Genomic DNA, 16,684 nt, shown 5'->3' with positions numbered 1-16,684 from the left:
GCGCGTCGGGTACGTCAGGCGTTGTCGTTGACCGGTTCGCCCTTGGCGCGCACCTCGGTGATGGTCGAGCGGATGACGCGCACGCGCACGCCCTCGGCGACCTCGAGCTGCAGTTCGGTGTCGTCGACGACCTTGGCCACCTTGCCGATCAGGCCGCCCGAGGTCACGACGGTGTCGCCGCGGCGGATGTTCTTCACCAGCTCCTGGTGCTGCTTCATGCGCTGGCGCTGCGGCCGCAGGATCAGGAAGTACATGATCGCAAAGATCGCGACGAACGGCAGCAGCGACATCAGAATGTCGGTGCCACCGCCCATTCCGCCGGGCGCCTGCGCGAAGGCTTCGGTTACGAACATCGGGCGTCCTCGTTCCTCGGGTCTTGGCCGCCGGCGGCCAGATCCAGTGTGTCTGTTTTCCCCGGCGCGCAGGCCTTGGAAGCGGCGCGGACTATAGCCACCGCCCCTCGCATTGCAAGCCGACGATCGGGCCGCGCGCCGCCCTTTACGGCGCGGACGCGGCGAGCGCGCGCGCCGCCGTCAGGACGGGGCCGTCGAGGGCGATCGCGACCGTCTGGCTGCCCGTCTTCTCGTTGAACGGCGCCCCTTCGAGCCGCTTGTTGCGCCACGGGCCGGTCGCCACCGTGATGGCCCGCAGCATCAGCTGGCCGCCGATGCGCGTCATGTTCATTCCGCCCGAGGAGGATCCGGTAGCGTCGCAGTCGGTGCGCAACTGCGACGGCGCCGACGGCGAAGCGGACGGCACCACGCGCCGCACCGTGCAGCCCTGGACGACCGGGATCCCCTTGTCGACCTCGCGCGCCATGCCGGCCGGGTGGGCGGTGACGACGATCAGCGCCTCGCCGGCACGGGCCGGCGACACAGCGACCGGAAACGGCACCGCCCGCGGCACGGGCTCCATCAGGCGGACCACCACGAAGTCCTCGGCCGATCCCGCCTTCGGGAGCTTCGCCCCTAATCGCACCGCCCCGGAGGACAGGTCGAGATCCGTGTAGAAGGGCTCCGGGTCCTGGGTACGGAAGAAGCACTTCGAGCGTGGGCGGCCATTGGGCTCGAACAGGACGTGCGCCACCGTCACCACCTGGCGGTCGGTGAGGAAGAGCATTCCCGACACCATCGACGGCGGGTTGGACAGGCAGCCGACGAAGCCGGAGACGCGGCGGATGCGGGCGATCTCGGCGGACGACAGCCCAAGGCCCGGCCCGAGTTCCAGCAAGGAACCACGGTCGTCGCTGCCGTCGATGATGTTGATGGGGGTAAACAGCGGCCCGGGCAGCGCCCGCTCTGAGCCGTGGGTCGTGGGGTTAGCGCTCGCCGCGCCGCTGGTCGTGGCGAGCGTCGACGCTCCGTGCGCGACGCCCGATCCGGTTGCGAAGACGAGCGCCGCGATCGCCGTCACGACGCACCTTCGCAAGCCCGCTCTCCTCTGGCTCCTGGCCCGCCGTACGGGCCCGCGGAAACCGCGTTCTCCCGCCGTCAACCGGCGCCCGCCGAAAGGGCGTTGCCCCCTGTGCAGGCTGATCCGGCCTTCCCCGAGGGCGGCGCCGCCCGTGGGCGACGCCGCCCTTCCGGACCGTCCTACTGCTTCTCGCCGGCAGCGTTGAACTGCGAGAGATAGGCGATCACGTCGGCGCGCTCTTCCGGCTTGCGGAGGCCGGCGAACGCCATCTTGCCACCCGGGATGATCTTCTTCGGCGCCTCGAGATAGGCGTCGAGCGTCGCGACATCCCACATCTTGCCCTCGGCCTTGCCGGCGAGAAGCGGCTTGGAGAAGGCATAGCCCTCGACGTGGCCCCAGGGCCCACCGACGACGCCGTTCAGCGGCGGGCCGACCTTCGCCTTCGCGTCCGGGCCCACGGCGTGGCAGGCAGCACACTTCTTGAAGACGGTCTCACCCTTGGCCGGATCGCCGTCCGCCCAGGCCGAAGATGCCGCCACCATCGCAATCGCGGCACCGAGTGCCGCTCCGATCCTTATCCGCATCGACCGTCTCCTCTCCATGTCTCGGCTCCGGACGCGCCGGCCCCCGCCCCACGCTTGTCCGCCTGGAGCTGTTCTAGGGGAGCGAAAGGTGTCGGCAATGCCGTCGGCGCGCAAGTGGCGAACCGCCGCGCCTCTCAACCGATCAAACCGAGGGCGGGGAAGGTCTCCAGCAGCCAGAACGACAGCGCCGTCATCTGTCCGGTCAGGAACAGCACGCCGGTGACGACCAGCAGGCCACCCATCGTCTTCTCGACCGTGCCGAGGTGGCGCTTGAAGCGGTTCATGAAGCGGATGAACGGCCCCGACGCCGCAGCGGCGACGAGGAATGGCACCCCGAGCCCGAGGGCGTAGACGGCGAGCAGCAGCCCGCCGGTGCCGACGCTGTCGGAACTGCCCGCCACCGCCAGCACCGCGGCGAGGACCGGACCGATGCACGGCGTCCAACCGAAGGCGAAAGCGAGCCCGAGCACGTAGGCACCGAGCAGGCCCGGCGGCTTGTGCTGGACAGTCACGCGCGCCTCGCGGCTGATCAGGCCGATGCGAAAGACGCCGAGGAAGTGCAGCCCCATGACGATGATGACGACGCCGGCGACGATCGACAGCGTCGGCAGGTGGGCCGCGAGCATGCGGCCGAGCAGCGAGGCGGTGAGGCCGAGGGTGACGAATACGGTCGAGAAGCCGAGCACGAAGGCCGCGGCCGCCGCCAGCGTCCGTCGCACCGCCGTCCGGTCGCCCTCCCCGGCCGTCAGGGAGTCGAGGGATGTCCCGGCGACATAGCAGAGGTAGGGCGGCACCAGCGGCAGCACGCAGGGCGAGGCGAACGACAGGAGGCCGGCGAGAAGAACGCCGCCGAGCGTAACGTTGAAGTCCATCGGGTCCCCGTGCGCCTGCCGGCCGTTGCGCCACCACTACGACGGCCGGGCCGCCCCGGCCAGTGACCGCGGCAGCGCACCCCGGACGGTGCGGACGCCGCGACCACGGTCACGGTTCTTGCCGATCGAAAGTGGCTTAACCACGTCTCACGCACGCGTCACGGTGGGGTGATAGGGGAGCGGAAGCGGCTTGATCCGACCGGGGCGACGTAATAGGCCTTTGAGTGTCGACGGATCAGGGATGCCGCCTTGCTGGCGGCAGGAAGCGTCCGCGCCGGACCCGGCGTTCGCCTGATGTTGCGACCGGGGGCGAGGACCAGAGGGCCTCGACGATGTGGAAGACGGGTAGCGTTCTGGTCGCGGCGACGGTCGCCGGCTTCCTGCTGACCGCGGGTCCGGTACGCGCGCAAAGCTGCGCCGACCTGCAGTCGCAGCTCAATGCGGTGTCCGGCGGCGGCGGCGGCAACCTCGCAGCGGCGCGCAAGCGTCTCGCCACACTGCAGCGCCAATCGAAGGCCAACGGCTGCCAGGGCTCCAACAGCATGGGCCGGCCGCGGGCCTGTGCCGGCATCGACTCCACCATCCGAACTGTTTCCGGCCAGATCGCCGCCATCGAAGCGCGCGGCGGCGCCGGTGACCAGAATCGCCGCAAGCGCATTCAGGCGCAGATGGCCAAGCAGAAGTGCGGTCAGGCCGCTCCGGCCCGGCAGCAGCAGGCCCGGCCGGCAGCGCCGGCACCCGCCCAGGCCGCACCCGAGCGCAGCGGCGGGCGGCCCGACTACGTCGTGCAGAACAACCGCATCGTCTCGACGAAGCGCACCGAGGGCGGCGGGCTGTTGTCGCTGCTGTTCGGCGGCGGCCGGGCGGCGGATCCGCGCGGCCTGGCGGCCGCCGGCACCGAGGCGACGACCGTCCGTCTGCAGCCGGGAGCAGCGACGACCGGGCGCACTGGCGAGCGGCCGGCGACCGAGACCGACGGGAAGGTCACCTACGCCCGCCATTTCTTCGGCGGCGGGTCCTACCGGACCCTCTGCGTGCGCTCGTGCGATGGCTACTATTTCCCGATCAGCACGGTGACGACGCGTGGCAACTTCGCCCGCGACGACGCCGTCTGCCAGTCGCTGTGCCCGCAGGCGGCGCTCTACGCCCACTCCTCCGGCTCGGAGTCGGAGAACATGTACCGGGTCGCCGACGGCCGCTCCTACAAGGAGCTCGAGACCGCCTTCGTCTACCGCAAGACCTACAATCCGTCGTGCTCCTGCACCTTCGAGGCGAAGATGATCGTCACGGCCGACGGTCAGGAACTGATCGACGTCGAGGGCTCGCGCGCCGCCTACTCGCCGGCGATCACCTCCGACGCCGCCGCCGCCATCGACGGCCTCACGATCGCCGGCGGCGTCGGCAGCGAGATCACGGCGGTCGTGGCCGAGCCGGCGATCATCGAGGGCGACGCATCGGACCTGCCGGCTGCCATCGACGCGAGCGCAGCCGGGCCGGCCGCGCTGATCAAGATCACCACGACCGCATCGCCGTCGCCGGCCGCCGTCCTTTCCGAGGCACAGCCCACCGCTGACCCGATCGCGGCGACTGCAGTCCACTCCGACGATGCTGCCGCCGAGGTACTCTTCACACCGGCGGCGTCGACGGCGACCGCGCCCCGCGGCGCGCCGATCCCGGCGAGCACGCCGGAGCCTCTGCGCGTCCGCACCATCGGGCCGGAGTTTCTCCAGAGCCCGTGATTTTCCGCACCCGCGGCTCGCGCCGCGCGGCTGCTAGGCGGGATCGCGGAAGCGGTTGGTGATCGGATAGCGGCGGTCGCGGCCGAAGTTGCGCTTCGTCACCTTGACGCCCGGGGCGGCCTGCCGGCGCTTGTATTCCGCGAGCGTCAGCAGCCGCTCGACGCGCCGCACCGTCGCCTCGTCGAAGCCTTCCGCGACGATCTCAGCGACGCTGCGCTCGCGCTCCACCAGCCGCTCCAGCACCGCATCGAGGACGTCGTAGGGTGGCAGAGAATCCTGGTCGGTCTGGTTCTCGCGCAACTCCGCCGTCGGTGCCTTCGTCAGGATGCGCTCGGGGATGACGACGCCGCCCGGCCCCATCGCGTCGGCCGGTTTCCAGGCATTGCGCAGTGCCGAGAGACGGTAGACCTCGGTCTTGTAGAGGTCCTTGATCGGATTGAAGCCGCCGTTCATGTCGCCGTAGAGGGTGGCGTAGCCGACCGACATCTCCGACTTGTTGCCGGTGGTCACCACCATCGGACCGAGCTTGTTGGAGATCGCCATCAACAGCGTGCCGCGCGCCCGCGACTGCAGGTTCTCCTCGGCCACCCCGCGCGCCATTCCGGCGAACAGCGGCGCGAGCGCCGCCTCGAACGCCTCGACCACCGCCCCGATCGGGACGCTGTCGTAGCGCACGCCCAAGGCGTCGGCGCACGCCGCGGCATCGTCGAGGCTGTCGCAGGAGGTGAAGCGGTAGGGCAGCATCACGCACTGCACCCGCTCCGGCCCGAGGGCGTCGACCGCGAGCGCCGCGCAGATTGCCGAGTCGATGCCGCCCGACAGGCCGAGGACCACGCCCGGAAAGCCGTTCTTGTTGACATAGTCGCGCAGCCCCAGCATGCAGGCGCGGTAGTCGGCGCGCTCGCCGTCGTCGCGCACCGCCTTCGGCCCGTCGGCGCAACGCCAGCCGTCGGCAGTCCGAAGCCACTCGGTCAGCACCACCGCCGTCTCGAACGCCGGCAAGGCGACCGCCAGCGCGTGATCGGCGTTCAGCACATAGGACGCGCCGTCGAAGACGAGCTCGTCCTGGCCGCCGACCTGATTGACGTAGACGAGCGGCAGGCCGCTCTCGGCGATGCGGGCCGCCGCCACGTTCGCCCGCTCGTCATAGACGGTGCGCCGGTAGGGCGAGCCGTTGGGGACGACGAGGATCTCCGCCCCGGTCTCGCTCAGGCACTCGACGACGTCCGGGCTCCAGATGTCCTCGCACACCGGCACCCCGAGCCGCACGCCGCGAACCATGACTGGTCCGGGCAGCGGACCGGCTGCGAAGACCCGCTTCTCGTCGAAGACGCCGTAATTCGGCAGGTCCACCTTGAAGCGCACCGCCTCGACACGGCCGCCGTCGAGCACTGCTACGGCGTTGTAGACTTCTCCGCCCTCCGCCCAGGGCGTGCCGACGATCACCGCCGGCCCGCCGTCCGCCGTGTCGGCCGCGAGGTCCTCGGTCGCCCGCCGGCAGGCGTCCTGGAAGGACGGGCGCAGCACGAGGTCCTCCGGCGGATAGCCGGCGAGAAAGAGCTCGGTGAAGACGATCACGTCCGCCCCCGCGGCGGCAGCCTCCGCTCGCGCCGACCGCGCGAGCGCGAGGTTGCCGGCGACGTCGCCGACGGTCGGGTTCAACTGGGCGAGCGCGAGGCGGAGCGTATCGGGAGTGGGCATGCGTTCCGTCTAGCGCGGCGGCGCGGCGGCGGCAACGGGACACGTCCCTCCCCTGCCAGGGGGAGGGACAGACCGCGCAGCGGTCAGGGTGGGGCCTGTGAGATCACGGGCTCGACCTCGATTGGCGTCGCACTCCGGAATGACGGGCCCCACCCTGGCGACCTGCGGTCGCCTGTCCCTCCCCCTGGCAGGGGAGGGACGGATGTCGAGCCAGATCCAGCTTCCGCGTCCAAAGTCTGCAGCCCTCACGCCGCCGCCGCGCGCGTCTCCGCCTTCGGCCACCAGGCGTAGGCGTCCATCATCAGCGAACCGTGCTGTCCGGAGGTGTGGATGCGCTCAGGCCGCGCCCCCTCCCCCGCCGCGCCGAGGGCGACGTAGAGGGGCAGCAGGTGGTCGTCGTGGGGATGGTTGCGGACCGCCTCCGGCGCCTGCCGCCGGTAGTCCGTCAGCGCCGCCACGTCGTTCGCGGCGATCCTGTCCGCGAACCAGTCGGCGAAACTCGTGGCCCAGGCATCGATCGGCCCCTCGAGCGGGCGGAAGCCGCCGCGGCGCCGGTCGAAGACCTCGCCGAGATTGTGGGTCAGCGATCCTGAGCCGATCACCAGCACGTCCTCGGCGGCGAGACCCGCCAGCGCTCGCCCGACGGCGAGGTGATGGGCGGGATCGGCGTTAGGCTGAATCGACACCTGCACGACCGGGATGTCGGCGTCCGGATACATCAGCGCGAGCGGGATCCAGGTGCCGTGGTCGTATCCGCGCTTCGGCGCAACCCGCGGACCGAGCCCCGCCGCCTGCAGGCGCTCAGCCACCGTCATCGCGAGGCTGGGCTCGCCCGGCGCCGGGTATACGATCTCGAACAGCCGCGGGTCGAAGTTGCCGAAGTCGTAGATCATCTCCGGCGCCGGGTCGGTGACGACCACCGGCATCGGCGTCTCGAAGTGTGCCGAGGCCACGACGATCGCCTTCGGACGCGGCAGGCTCCGGCCGAGGTCGAGCAGGAACCGCCGCGCCGGCGAATCCTGCAGGGCGATCATCGGCGAGCCGTGGGAGAGGAAGAGCGTCGGCAGCATGGCCAGACTCCGGATTGGATACTGGCACAGAGATAATCGCGCGCGCCCGGCGCTGCGAGGTCGCCCTGGCTGAACAATCCGTCCGCCGGTGCCGAACGGCCCGGCTGCGCCGGTCAGCCGCGCGGGCCCCAGAGAATGACGAACGTTCCCGCCACTGCGAGTGCTGCTCCGGTGACGTCCCAGCGGTCCGGCATCCGCCCCTCGGCGAGCCACAGCCAGAGCAGCGCCGCGGCGATGTAGATGCCGCCATAGGCGGCATAGGCGCGGCCGGCGAAGTCGGTCTCGACACGCGTCAACGCGAAGGCAAACAGTGCCAGCGCCAGCGCACCGGGCATAAGCCACCAGGGCGACCGGTCGAGCCTGAGCACGGCCCAGGCCGCAAAGCAGCCGGCGATCTCGGCGACGGCGGCGACGACGAACCAGGCGATCGTCGTCACCGCCCCGTCGGCCTCAGCCGACCGCGACGGCCGGCGCGTGGCGGCGCCGGTCCTCGCGCTCCTTCTTGAGGTTCTCGGCGATCAGGAAGGCGAGCTCGATCGCCTGCTCGGCGTTGAGGCGCGGATCGCAATGCGAGTGATAGCGATCCTGCAGGTCTTCCGCCGTGATCGCCCGCGCGCCGCCGGTGCACTCGGTGACGTTCTTGCCCGTCATCTCGATGTGCACGCCGCCGGCGTGGGTGCCCTCGGCGCGGTGGACGGCGAAGAAGCCCTCGACCTCGCGCAGGATGCGGTCGAACGGCCGCGTCTTGTAGCCGTTCATCGACACCGTGTTGCCGTGCATCGGATCGCACGACCAAACTACCGTCCGGCCCTCGCGCTCCACCGCCCGGATCAGCCGCGGCAGGTGCTCGAGCACCTTGTCGGCGCCGAAGCGGGCGATCAGCGTCAGCCGGCCCGGCTCGTTGTCGGGATTGAGCAGGTCGATCAGGCGGATCAGCCCGTCCGGCTCGAGGCTCGGGCCGCACTTCAGGCCGAGCGGGTTCTTGACGCCGCGGCAGAACTCGACGTGAGCGTGGTCCGGCTGGCGGGTGCGGTCGCCCACCCACAGCATGTGGCCCGACGTGGCGTACCAGTCGCCGCTCGTCGAATCGACGCGGGTCAGAGCCTGCTCGTAGCCGAGCAGCAGCGCCTCGTGGCTGGTGTAGAGGTCGGTCGAGCGCAGCTGCGCCACCGAATCCGAGCTGACGCCGCAGGCGCGCATGAAGGCGAGCGACTCGGTGATGCGGTCGGCGATCGTCTGGTAGCGGTGGCTCTGCGGACTGTCCTTGACGAAGCCGAGCATCCACTGGTGCACGTAGTCGAGGTTGGCGTAGCCGCCCTGGGCGAAGGCGCGCAGAAGGTTCAGCGTCGCCGCCGACTGCCGGTACGCCATCTCCATGCGCTGCGGATCGGGGTAGCGCCCCTCCGGCGTGAAGGCGATGTCGTTGACGATGTCGCCGCGATAGGCGGGCAGCTCGACATCGCCCTGCTTCTCGTTCGGCGACGAGCGCGGCTTGGCGAACTGGCCGGCGATGCGGCCGACCTTCACCACCGGCTGCGCCGCCGCATAGGTCAGCACCACCGCCATCTGCAGGAAGACGCGGAAGAAGTCGCGGATGTTGTCGGCGTGATGCTCGGCGAAGGATTCGGCGCAGTCGCCGCCCTGCAGCAGGAAGCCCTCACCGGCGGCGACGCTCGCGAGCTCCGCCTTCAGCTTGCGCGCCTCGCCGGCGAACACCAGCGGCGGATAGCTCGAAAGCCGCGCCTCGACGGCGGCGAGCGCCGCCGGGTCCTGGTAGTCCGGCACCTGCTGGATCGGCAGCGAGCGCCACGTGGTGGGGTTCCACGCCGGCTGGCGCGTCGCGCCGCCCTGCCCCGCCACCGGCTTCACCGGGCTCGCCTTGTTGATCATCGTCGCATTCCTCGATGGCATTCGCCACGCGCGGCGAGGCCGGGCATGGGTGGCGGGCGTTATACACACCGATTACGGCCCGCGCCACCACGCCGCACAGGACCTTTCAAGCCCAGCGAATAGGCAACCGTTCGATCTGCATATTCTTTGATCTTCAATGATTTAGGGCGCCCCGTGGGGAACGTGGACGCGACAGCAGGCGTTGATTGGGTGCGGGGCTTGAGGAGGATGGACCATGACGAACCAGAACCCGGACCAGCGTCGCGACCAGCAGGGTGGCCAGGATCAGCGCAGCGGCCAGCAGAGCCAGCAGCCGGGCCAGCAGCCCGGGCGCGACAACCAGCAGGGCGGCCAGGGTGGCCAGCAGGGCGGCCAGGACCAGCGCGGTGGCCAGCAGAGCCAGCAGCCCGGTCAGGCCGGCCGGGATCACCAGCAGGGCGGCCAGCCCGGCACCGAGCAGAACCGCCACCTCGACACCGAGCAGCAGCGCGACCGTCAGCGCTGATCAGCCCCACGACGTTCGGCAGAGCCCCGGGCCATCGGCCCGGGGCTTTTGCGTTTGCGCCCAAGCCTTCTCGCGGTCAGCGTTCGCCTCAGGCCCGTCCGTAGACCTCGTCCGCCCGCGCCTCGAAGGCCTCGGCGAAGCGGCGGAACGCCTGCTCGAACACCGCCCCCATGATCGCCGCCAGCGCCCGGTTCTGGAACTCGTAGGAGATGTAGAACACCACCTCGCTGTGGCGCTCGTCGATCGGGTGGAAGCGCCAGCGGTTCTCGAGGTGGCGGATCGGTCCGTCGAGATAGGTCACGTCGATCTGCTGCTTGAGCGGATCGAGCACCACGCGGGAGGTGAACGTCTCGCGGAAGACCTTGTAGGCCACCGTCATGTCGGCGACGACGATCTCCGTGCCGTCGTCCTGGCGCTTGCGGCCGCGCACCACCAGCGACTGGCAGAGCGGCACGAAGCGCGGATAGCTTTCCACATCCGCGACGAGGGCGAACATCTCGTTGGCCGCATGGGAGACGCGGCGTTTCGTTTCGAAGCGTGGCACGATCAGGCGTGCGCCGCGACCGTCTGGGGCGCGGTCGTCCCCAGCCGCGCAAGCCGCGCCGCCTTCAGGCGCTCGAAGTCCTCGCCCGCATGGTGCGAGGAGCGCGTCAGCGGGCTCGACGACACCATCAGGAAACCCTTCGTGTAGGCGACGGTCTCGTAGCCCTTGAACTCGTCGGGCGTGACGAACTTGATGACGGCGTGGTGCTTGCGCGTCGGCTGCAGGTACTGGCCGATCGTCAGGAAATCGACCTCCGCCGTCCGCAGGTCGTCCATCAGCTGCAGCACCTCGTTCCGCTCCTCGCCGAGCCCGACCATGATGCCGGACTTGGTGAAGATCGTCGGATCGAGCTCCTTCACCCGCTGCAACAACCGGATCGAGTGGAAGTAGCGCGCACCGGGGCGGACGGTCAGGTAGTTCGAGGCGACCGTCTCGAGGTTGTGGTTGAAGACGTCGGGCTTCGCCGCCACGACCACCTCGAGCGCTCCCGCCTTGCGCAGGAAGTCCGGCGTCAGGATTTCGATCGTCGTACCCGGCGCAGCAGCGCGGATCTCGCGGATCACGGCCGCGAAGTGGGCCGCCCCGCCGTCGGCGAGATCGTCGCGGTCAACCGAGGTGATCACGACGTGGGCGAGGCCGAGCTTCGCCACCGAGTCGCCGACCTTCGCCGGCTCGGCCGGGTCGAGCGGCCCGGGCATCCCGGTGCGCACGTTGCAGAAGGCACAGGCGCGCGTGCAGGTGTCGCCCATGATCATGAAGGTGGCGTGCCGCTTCGACCAGCACTCGCCGATGTTCGGGCAGCCGGCCTCCTCACAGACGGTGACGAGGCCGTGCTCCTTGACGATGTCGTGCGTTTCCTTGAACGCAGCCGACCCCGGCGCGCGAACGCGAATCCAGTCCGGCTTGCGCAACAGCGGCGCGTCGGGCCGGTGCGCTTTTTCCGGATGGCGCGGGCGGGCGCTCGCGCCGCTGACGGTGTCGAGGACGGTGACCATGCGGGGAAAGCCTCCTGTCACCGGTGTCTTAGCGTCGGTGGGGCGGTCCGTCGAGGGTGGCGGCGGCATGGCTGTCGCGCAGAGGGCGCAACAGCTGATGCACACCCCGGGCCGGGGCGAGCCGCCGCGCCAGCGCGGCGGAGTGTTGCCGTTTCACTTCCGCCAGATCAGCCCGACGATGAACAGCAGCACGATCGCGCCGATCGTCGAGATGATCAAGCTCGGCACGAAGCCCGAACCGAGGGGCGAAGACGTGAAGACGTTCTCGAGCAGGAATTTGCCGATCACCGAGCCGATCAGGCCGACGATCAGGTTGGTGATCAGCCCGTGCGAGCGGCTCATCACCCGCTCCGCGATCCACCCGGCCAGAATGCCGATGATGATCGTCAGAAACCAGCCCACACCAACCATGTCCTGCTCCCGTTGTACCTAGACCGCTCGGGCGCCTCGCCCGCCGCGACCCGCTATATGGTGATTATCTCGCAGCGCCGCGACGGGGGCCGCCCGCCGCAACGCGCCGGCCGGGCCCGTCGTTCCCGCCGGCGCAGTTGTCAGGCGATGATGCGCGCGATGACCACGACGATGATCGCGCCGATCGCCGCGACGACGATCTGGTCGATGATCGGGTTGCCGAGATTGAGCTTGATGCCGGTCAACCGCACCAGGATGCCGCCGACGATCGAGCCGAGCAGGCCCCAGAGGATGTAGCTGAAGATGCCGCCGCCGCCGACAATGAAACTCGCGAGCCATCCGGCGATCAAACCGATGATCACCCAGACGACGATATCCTTGACCTGGATCGACCCCATTCTGCCCTCCCGCTCCCGAACCGGGTGGCAGGCTCCGATGGGGGCCCGCCGTTTCCATTCACATCAACATCGGCGACCCCGCGCAAGCCGGTCCTTGCAGGATCGACGAGTGCGCCTCCGCGCGGCGATCCCGACTTCGGATGCGGAGCCGTGTTTGGTTGCCGAAACCTGCCTCAGGCGTGGATCACCTTGCCGTACGCATCAAGCACGCTCTCGTGCATCGTCTCCGACAGGGTCGGGTGCGGGAAGACGGCGTGCATCAGCTCGGCCTCCGTCGTCTCGCAGTTCATCGCCACGACGAAGCCCTGGATGAGCTCGGTGACCTCGGCACCGACCATGTGGGCACCGATGAGTTCGCCGGTGTCGGCGTCGAAGATCGTCTTGACGAGGCCCTCCGGCTCGCCGAGCGCGATCGCCTTGCCGTTGCCGATGAACGGGAAGCGGCCGACCTTCAGCTTGCGGCCGGTCTCCTTCGCCTTCGCCTCCGTCAGGCCGACGGACGCGATCTGCGGCGTGCAGTAGGTGCAGCCGGGGATCTTCGCCTTCTCCAACGGGTGCGGGTGCAGGCCCTTGATCGCCTCGATGCAGACGACGCCCTCATGCTCGGCCTTGTGGGCGAGCATCGGCGGGCCGGCGACGTCGCCGATCGCATAGACGCCCGCGACATTGGTGCGGCCGAAGCCGTCGGTGACGATGCAGCCACGGTCGGTCTTGACGCCGAGCGCCTCGAGGCCGAGGCCCTCGATGTTGCCGACGACGCCGACGGCCGAGATCACCCGGTCGACCGTCATCGTCTGGGTCTTGCCGTCCTTCGTCTCGATCGTCGCGGTGACGTCGTTTCCGCCCTTCTTCAGGCCCGTCACCTTCGCCTCGGTGAGGATCTTGATGCCCTGCTTCTCGAAGCGCTTGCGGGCGTGGGCGGCGATCTCGGCGTCCTCGACGGGCAGGATCTGCGGCAGCACCTCGACCACCGTCACGTCGGCGCCCATCGTCCGGTAGAAGGACGCGAACTCGATGCCGATTGCGCCCGAGCCGACGACCAGCAGCGACTTCGGCATCGCGTCCGGCACCATCGCCTCGAAATAGGTCCAGACAAGCTTCTTGTCGGGCTCCAGCCCCGGCAGCACGCGCGGCCGCGCGCCGGTGGAAACGATGACGTGCTTGCCGGTGTAGGTGCCCGCGCCAAGCGCCCCCTTCGGTGCCCCGTCGGCCGCCGCCACCGTCACCTTGCCGCCGCCGGCGAGCGTGGCGGAGCCCCAGATCACGTCGATCTTGTTCTTCTTCATCAGGAAGCCGACGCCGGTGTTGAGCTGCGCCGAGACGCCGCGCGAGCGCTTCACCACCGCGCCGATGTCGAAGCCGATGCCGCTCGCCGACAGCCCGTAGTCCTTGGCGTGCTGCATGTAGTGGTAGATCTCGGCCGAGCGCAGCAGCGCCTTGGTCGGGATGCAACCCCAGTTGAGGCAGATGCCGCCCAAGTGCTTGTTCTCGACGATCGCCGTCTTGAAGCCGAGCTGGGCGGCGCGGATCGCGGTGACGTAGCCGCCGGGACCGGCGCCGATGACGATGACGTCGTAGGAAGTGTCGGCCATGGCTCGGATCGTTTCCTCTTCAGGGCTCGCACCGCTCTGCGGCAGCGCGTCACAAACCTATAGGTTGGCGGCGAAATCTCCAGCGACCGTGCGCGCGGGACTGGTCTGCACGGCGGGCGGGACCGAGAGCGGACGGCACCGCCACCGCCCGGGGAACGGGTTGTGCAAACGTTCGCACGCTGCATGAGTGCCGTGTCGCGCGACGGCGGTCAAGGCTGCGAGCGTTCAAGCGGCTCTTGCCGTGCTGTCGCGGTGTCCACCGGCTCAAGGGCAACTCAGGGCGCCGACGCGGACGTCGAACTGCCGAGGCCCCGGCATCGGTTCGCCATTCGGCGGCGCGTCGGTGATCGCGACCTCCAGCGTGCAGCCGCCCGCCTTCACCACATAGGCATCCGGCCCGACCGCCTCGATCGCCTCGATCGGCCCCCTCGCCTCGAGCTTCTCGGCTACGGCGGCATGGCCGGCGATCGCCTGCATCTCGGTGACCCGCTGCCAGTAGGGCGAGAGGACGGCGTGGGCGGGCGTGACGGTCGAACAGACGCCGATCCACATGGCCACTGCCATCGCAGGCACCACGATCTTCCTCATCCATTCCCCCAGCGTTGAGCCGTAGCGCAAATTGCGCTACGTTCGCACCGTTCACCCTTCGAGGCCCGACGCACAATGACCGCCGCCCAGAGCAAGAAGGACCATCCCCTGTCGATGCGCCTGCCGGAGGCGGATATCGCGCTCATCGATCGGGCGGCAGGCCTGCGTGGCCGGTCGAGAACCGAGTTCGTTCGCGACGCGGCGGTGCGTGCTGCAGAGGAGGTGCTGCTCGACACCGCGCTGATCCGCATGAGCCCGGAGAACTTCGCTGCGTTTCGCGCTTCGATCGAGGGGCCGGCCAAGGTTGTTCCCGAACTCGTCGAGGTGTTGAGCCGCCGCCCCCCCTGGGCGAGCCGGAACGACGATTGAAGAGTTCCGGCGGTGGACCTTTCCACCCCTGAGGCACTCACTGCCGATCACGACGTTGCCCCCTTCTCCTGTGGCAAGCCCGCCCTCGACCACTGGCTGAAGACGCGCGCGCTCTCGAACCAGCAGCGCGGCTTCACGGCCGTCGTCGTCGTCCACGATCAGGGCCGCGTCGTCGGCTTCTATGGTCTCGCGCCGACCGCAGTCGTTGCTGACAGCCTGCCCCGCGCGATCCGCACGGGTCAGCCGCCCGAACCCGTTCCGTGTCTCTTGCTCGGCCAACTCGCCACCGATCTCGAATGGGCTGGACGCGGCGTCGGCTCCGGCTTGCTCGCTCACGCCCTCGGTCGGTGCGCCGCCGCGGCGGAGCTGATCGGCGGCCGCGCACTGCTCGTTCGCGCCATCGACGAAGAGGCCGCCGCCTTCTGGCGCCGCAAGTCCTTTGTCCCCACACGGCACGATGCGATGCTGCTTGTGAGGTCACTGGAAGACGTCAGGGTGTCGATCGGCGCTGTCCGCTCGACCCAAGTCCGCTGATTGCCCCCCACTCACACCAGCATCGCCATCGGCTTCTCGATCAGCGTCCTGAACGCCGCCAAGAGCTCCGCCCCGAGGGCGCCGTCCACCGCGCGGTGGTCGGTCGACAGCGTCGCCGACATCACGGTGCCGACGACGATCTGGTCGCCCTTCACCACCGGCCGCTTCTCGCCCGCGCCGACGGCGAGGATCGTCGCGTGCGGCGGGTTGATGACGGCGGCAAAGTCCTTCACGCCGAACATGCCGAGGTTCGACACCGCCGTGGAGCCGCCCTGGTACTCCTCGGGCTTCAGCTTGCGGGCGCGGGCCCGCGCGGCGAAGTCCTTCATCTCGTTGGCGATCACCGACAGCGTCTTGAGGTCGGCATCGCGCACCACTGGCGTGATCAGTCCGCCGGGGATCGAGACGGCGACGCCGACGTCGGCGACCTTGTGCTTCAGCATGCCGCCGTCGGTCCACGACACGTTGGCGTCCGGCACGCGCTTCAGCGCGAGCGCGAGCGCCTTGATGACGAAGTCGTTGACCGAGACCTTGTAGGCCGGCTTGCCGTCGACCTCGGGGGCCGCCGCATTGACCTCTTCACGCAGCTTCAGCAGCGCGTCGAGCGAAACGTCGACCGTCAGGTAGAAGTGCGGGATCGTCAGCTTCGATTCCATCAACCGGCGCGCGATCACCTTGCGCATGGAATCGTGCGGCACGACCTCGTAGCTGCCCGGCTTGAACAGCTTCATCACCGCCTCGTCGGACGCACCCGTCGGCAGCGCCATCGGCGCGGCAGCGGGCGCCGATCCGGCGCCTGCTTGCGGAGGCGCAGCCGGGGCTGCCGCCGCGGGCGCCTTCGCGCCGCCGGAAGCGACCGCCGCCTCGATGTCGCTCTTCACGACGCGGCCATGCGGCCCGGAGCCCGCGACGGCCGAGAGCGCGATGCCGGCATCCTTGGCGAGACGGCGGGCGAGCGGCGAGGCGAACACGCGCTCGCCGTCGTGGCCGTTCTTGGCGGCAGAGCCCGTGGCCGCCCCCCCTCCGACCGCGCTCCGCGCGGCCACCTCCCCCGCGAGGGGGGAGGGTTTTGCTGTGGCATCTGTTGAAGGTCCAGCGGACGTCGCACCTTGCTGGACCCCGGCAGGGGACGAACCCTCCCCCCTCGCGGGGGAGGGCTGGGAGGGGGGGGCCGCGGGCGCGGGCGCCGCTTTGGCACCACCGCCGGCAGCACCCTTCCCACCCCCCGCCTTCTCGCCATCGGCGAGCAGCGTTGCGATCGGCTGGTTGACCGGCACGTCGGCGGTGCCCTCGGCGACGAGAAGCTCGCCGACGGTGCCCTCGTCGACGGCTTCCACTTCCATCGTCGCCTTGTCGGTCTCGATCTCGGCGACGACGTCGCCCGACGACACCTTGTCGCCCGGCTTGACGTGCCACTTGGCGAGGTTGCCCTTCTCCATGGTCGGAGACAGCGCGGGCATCAGGATCTCGATCGGCACC

General features: G+C 69.8%; 19 protein-coding genes. 4 read left to right on the top strand and 15 right to left on the bottom strand.

What is annotated here, in order from left to right:
- Nucleotides 1–14: 14 nt before the first annotated feature.
- The 4 genes from yajC to RUR49_RS08425 all read right to left on the bottom strand — a co-directional run bounded on the left by yajC (nt 15) and on the right by RUR49_RS08425 (nt 2,869).
- Complete coding sequence (gene yajC, locus RUR49_RS08440; protein WP_409145918.1) at nt 15–353, bottom strand: preprotein translocase subunit YajC; 339 nt, start codon at nt 351–353, stop codon at nt 15–17.
- A 145-nt stretch (nt 354–498) separates the two neighbouring features.
- On the bottom strand, nt 499–1,413 hold the full coding sequence (locus RUR49_RS08435; RefSeq protein WP_409145917.1) for a hypothetical protein: 915 nt from the start codon (nt 1,411–1,413) through the stop codon (nt 499–501).
- Nucleotides 1,414–1,592: 179 nt separating this feature from the next.
- A complete protein-coding gene (locus RUR49_RS08430) occupies nt 1,593–1,997 on the bottom strand; it encodes a c-type cytochrome (protein ID WP_409145916.1) in 405 nt (134 codons plus the stop codon).
- 134 nt (nt 1,998–2,131) lie between these two features.
- The gene (locus RUR49_RS08425) at nt 2,132–2,869 is read right to left on the bottom strand and encodes a cytochrome c biogenesis CcdA family protein (protein WP_409145915.1); all 738 of its coding nucleotides are present in this window, start codon (nt 2,867–2,869) and stop codon (nt 2,132–2,134) included.
- Nucleotides 2,870–3,201: 332 nt separating this feature from the next.
- On the opposite strand from RUR49_RS08425, the gene RUR49_RS08420 reads away from it, so the two are divergent.
- Nucleotides 3,202–4,608, top strand: coding sequence for a DUF2865 domain-containing protein (locus RUR49_RS08420; RefSeq protein ID WP_409145914.1), 1,407 nt, complete (start codon nt 3,202–3,204; stop codon nt 4,606–4,608).
- 33 nt (nt 4,609–4,641) lie between these two features.
- On the opposite strand, the gene RUR49_RS08415 is transcribed toward RUR49_RS08420, so the two are convergent.
- The 4 genes from RUR49_RS08415 to RUR49_RS08400 all read right to left on the bottom strand — a co-directional run bounded on the left by RUR49_RS08415 (nt 4,642) and on the right by RUR49_RS08400 (nt 9,269).
- Nucleotides 4,642–6,309 carry an NAD+ synthase gene (locus tag RUR49_RS08415; RefSeq protein WP_409145913.1) on the bottom strand — a complete coding sequence of 556 codons (1,668 nt, stop codon included), beginning with the start codon at nt 6,307–6,309 and terminating at the stop codon, nt 4,642–4,644.
- A gap of 245 nt (nt 6,310–6,554) precedes the next feature.
- Nucleotides 6,555–7,379 (bottom strand): DODA-type extradiol aromatic ring-opening family dioxygenase, encoded by an 825-nt coding sequence (locus RUR49_RS08410; RefSeq protein ID WP_409145912.1) that lies wholly within the window; start codon nt 7,377–7,379, stop codon nt 6,555–6,557.
- A gap of 113 nt (nt 7,380–7,492) precedes the next feature.
- Nucleotides 7,493–7,816 carry a YnfA family protein gene (locus RUR49_RS08405; RefSeq protein ID WP_409145911.1) on the bottom strand — a complete coding sequence of 108 codons (324 nt, stop codon included), beginning with the start codon at nt 7,814–7,816 and terminating at the stop codon, nt 7,493–7,495.
- 13 nt (nt 7,817–7,829) lie between these two features.
- On the bottom strand, nt 7,830–9,269 hold the full coding sequence (locus tag RUR49_RS08400) for a class II 3-deoxy-7-phosphoheptulonate synthase (protein WP_409145910.1): 1,440 nt from the start codon (nt 9,267–9,269) through the stop codon (nt 7,830–7,832).
- Nucleotides 9,270–9,504: 235 nt separating this feature from the next.
- Here RUR49_RS08400 and RUR49_RS08395 point away from each other — a divergent pair, with 235 nt between their 5' ends.
- Nucleotides 9,505–9,774, top strand: coding sequence for a hypothetical protein (locus RUR49_RS08395; RefSeq protein ID WP_409145909.1), 270 nt, complete (start codon nt 9,505–9,507; stop codon nt 9,772–9,774).
- A gap of 88 nt (nt 9,775–9,862) precedes the next feature.
- Here the strand turns inward: RUR49_RS08395 and RUR49_RS08390 are convergent, their stop codons facing one another.
- The 6 genes from RUR49_RS08390 to RUR49_RS08365 all read right to left on the bottom strand — a co-directional run bounded on the left by RUR49_RS08390 (nt 9,863) and on the right by RUR49_RS08365 (nt 14,302).
- Nucleotides 9,863–10,318 (bottom strand): type II toxin-antitoxin system RatA family toxin, encoded by a 456-nt coding sequence (locus RUR49_RS08390; protein ID WP_409145908.1) that lies wholly within the window; start codon nt 10,316–10,318, stop codon nt 9,863–9,865.
- A gap of 2 nt (nt 10,319–10,320) precedes the next feature.
- On the bottom strand, nt 10,321–11,313 hold the full coding sequence (gene lipA / locus RUR49_RS08385; RefSeq protein ID WP_409145907.1) for a lipoyl synthase: 993 nt from the start codon (nt 11,311–11,313) through the stop codon (nt 10,321–10,323).
- A gap of 153 nt (nt 11,314–11,466) precedes the next feature.
- Nucleotides 11,467–11,724 (bottom strand): GlsB/YeaQ/YmgE family stress response membrane protein, encoded by a 258-nt coding sequence (locus RUR49_RS08380; protein WP_409145906.1) that lies wholly within the window; start codon nt 11,722–11,724, stop codon nt 11,467–11,469.
- 140 nt (nt 11,725–11,864) lie between these two features.
- Nucleotides 11,865–12,122 carry a GlsB/YeaQ/YmgE family stress response membrane protein gene (locus RUR49_RS08375; RefSeq protein ID WP_409145905.1) on the bottom strand — a complete coding sequence of 86 codons (258 nt, stop codon included), beginning with the start codon at nt 12,120–12,122 and terminating at the stop codon, nt 11,865–11,867.
- Nucleotides 12,123–12,295: 173 nt separating this feature from the next.
- Nucleotides 12,296–13,714 (bottom strand): dihydrolipoyl dehydrogenase, encoded by a 1,419-nt coding sequence (gene lpdA / locus RUR49_RS08370; RefSeq protein ID WP_409145904.1) that lies wholly within the window; start codon nt 13,712–13,714, stop codon nt 12,296–12,298.
- Nucleotides 13,715–13,978: 264 nt separating this feature from the next.
- Nucleotides 13,979–14,302 carry a hypothetical protein gene (locus tag RUR49_RS08365; RefSeq protein ID WP_409145903.1) on the bottom strand — a complete coding sequence of 108 codons (324 nt, stop codon included), beginning with the start codon at nt 14,300–14,302 and terminating at the stop codon, nt 13,979–13,981.
- Nucleotides 14,303–14,377: 75 nt separating this feature from the next.
- Between RUR49_RS08365 and RUR49_RS08360 the strand changes: the two genes are divergently transcribed.
- Both RUR49_RS08360 and RUR49_RS08355 read left to right on the top strand, forming a co-directional pair.
- The gene (locus RUR49_RS08360; protein ID WP_409145902.1) at nt 14,378–14,671 is read left to right on the top strand and encodes a DUF1778 domain-containing protein; all 294 of its coding nucleotides are present in this window, start codon (nt 14,378–14,380) and stop codon (nt 14,669–14,671) included.
- A 12-nt stretch (nt 14,672–14,683) separates the two neighbouring features.
- A complete protein-coding gene (locus RUR49_RS08355; protein WP_409145901.1) occupies nt 14,684–15,205 on the top strand; it encodes a GNAT family N-acetyltransferase in 522 nt (173 codons plus the stop codon).
- A gap of 11 nt (nt 15,206–15,216) precedes the next feature.
- On the opposite strand, the gene RUR49_RS08350 is transcribed toward RUR49_RS08355, so the two are convergent.
- Nucleotides 15,217–16,683 (bottom strand): pyruvate dehydrogenase complex dihydrolipoamide acetyltransferase, encoded by a 1,467-nt coding sequence (locus RUR49_RS08350; RefSeq protein WP_409145900.1) that lies wholly within the window; start codon nt 16,681–16,683, stop codon nt 15,217–15,219.
- Nucleotide 16,684 lies beyond the last annotated feature (1 nt).

It is taken from the genome of Pseudoxanthobacter sp. M-2 (assembly GCF_046156265.1).
Taxonomy (GTDB): domain Bacteria; phylum Pseudomonadota; class Alphaproteobacteria; order Rhizobiales; family Segnochrobactraceae; genus CAMDHY01.
Note: the sequence above shows the minus strand (reverse complement) of the source record. Positions and strands in the feature narration are given on the sequence as shown.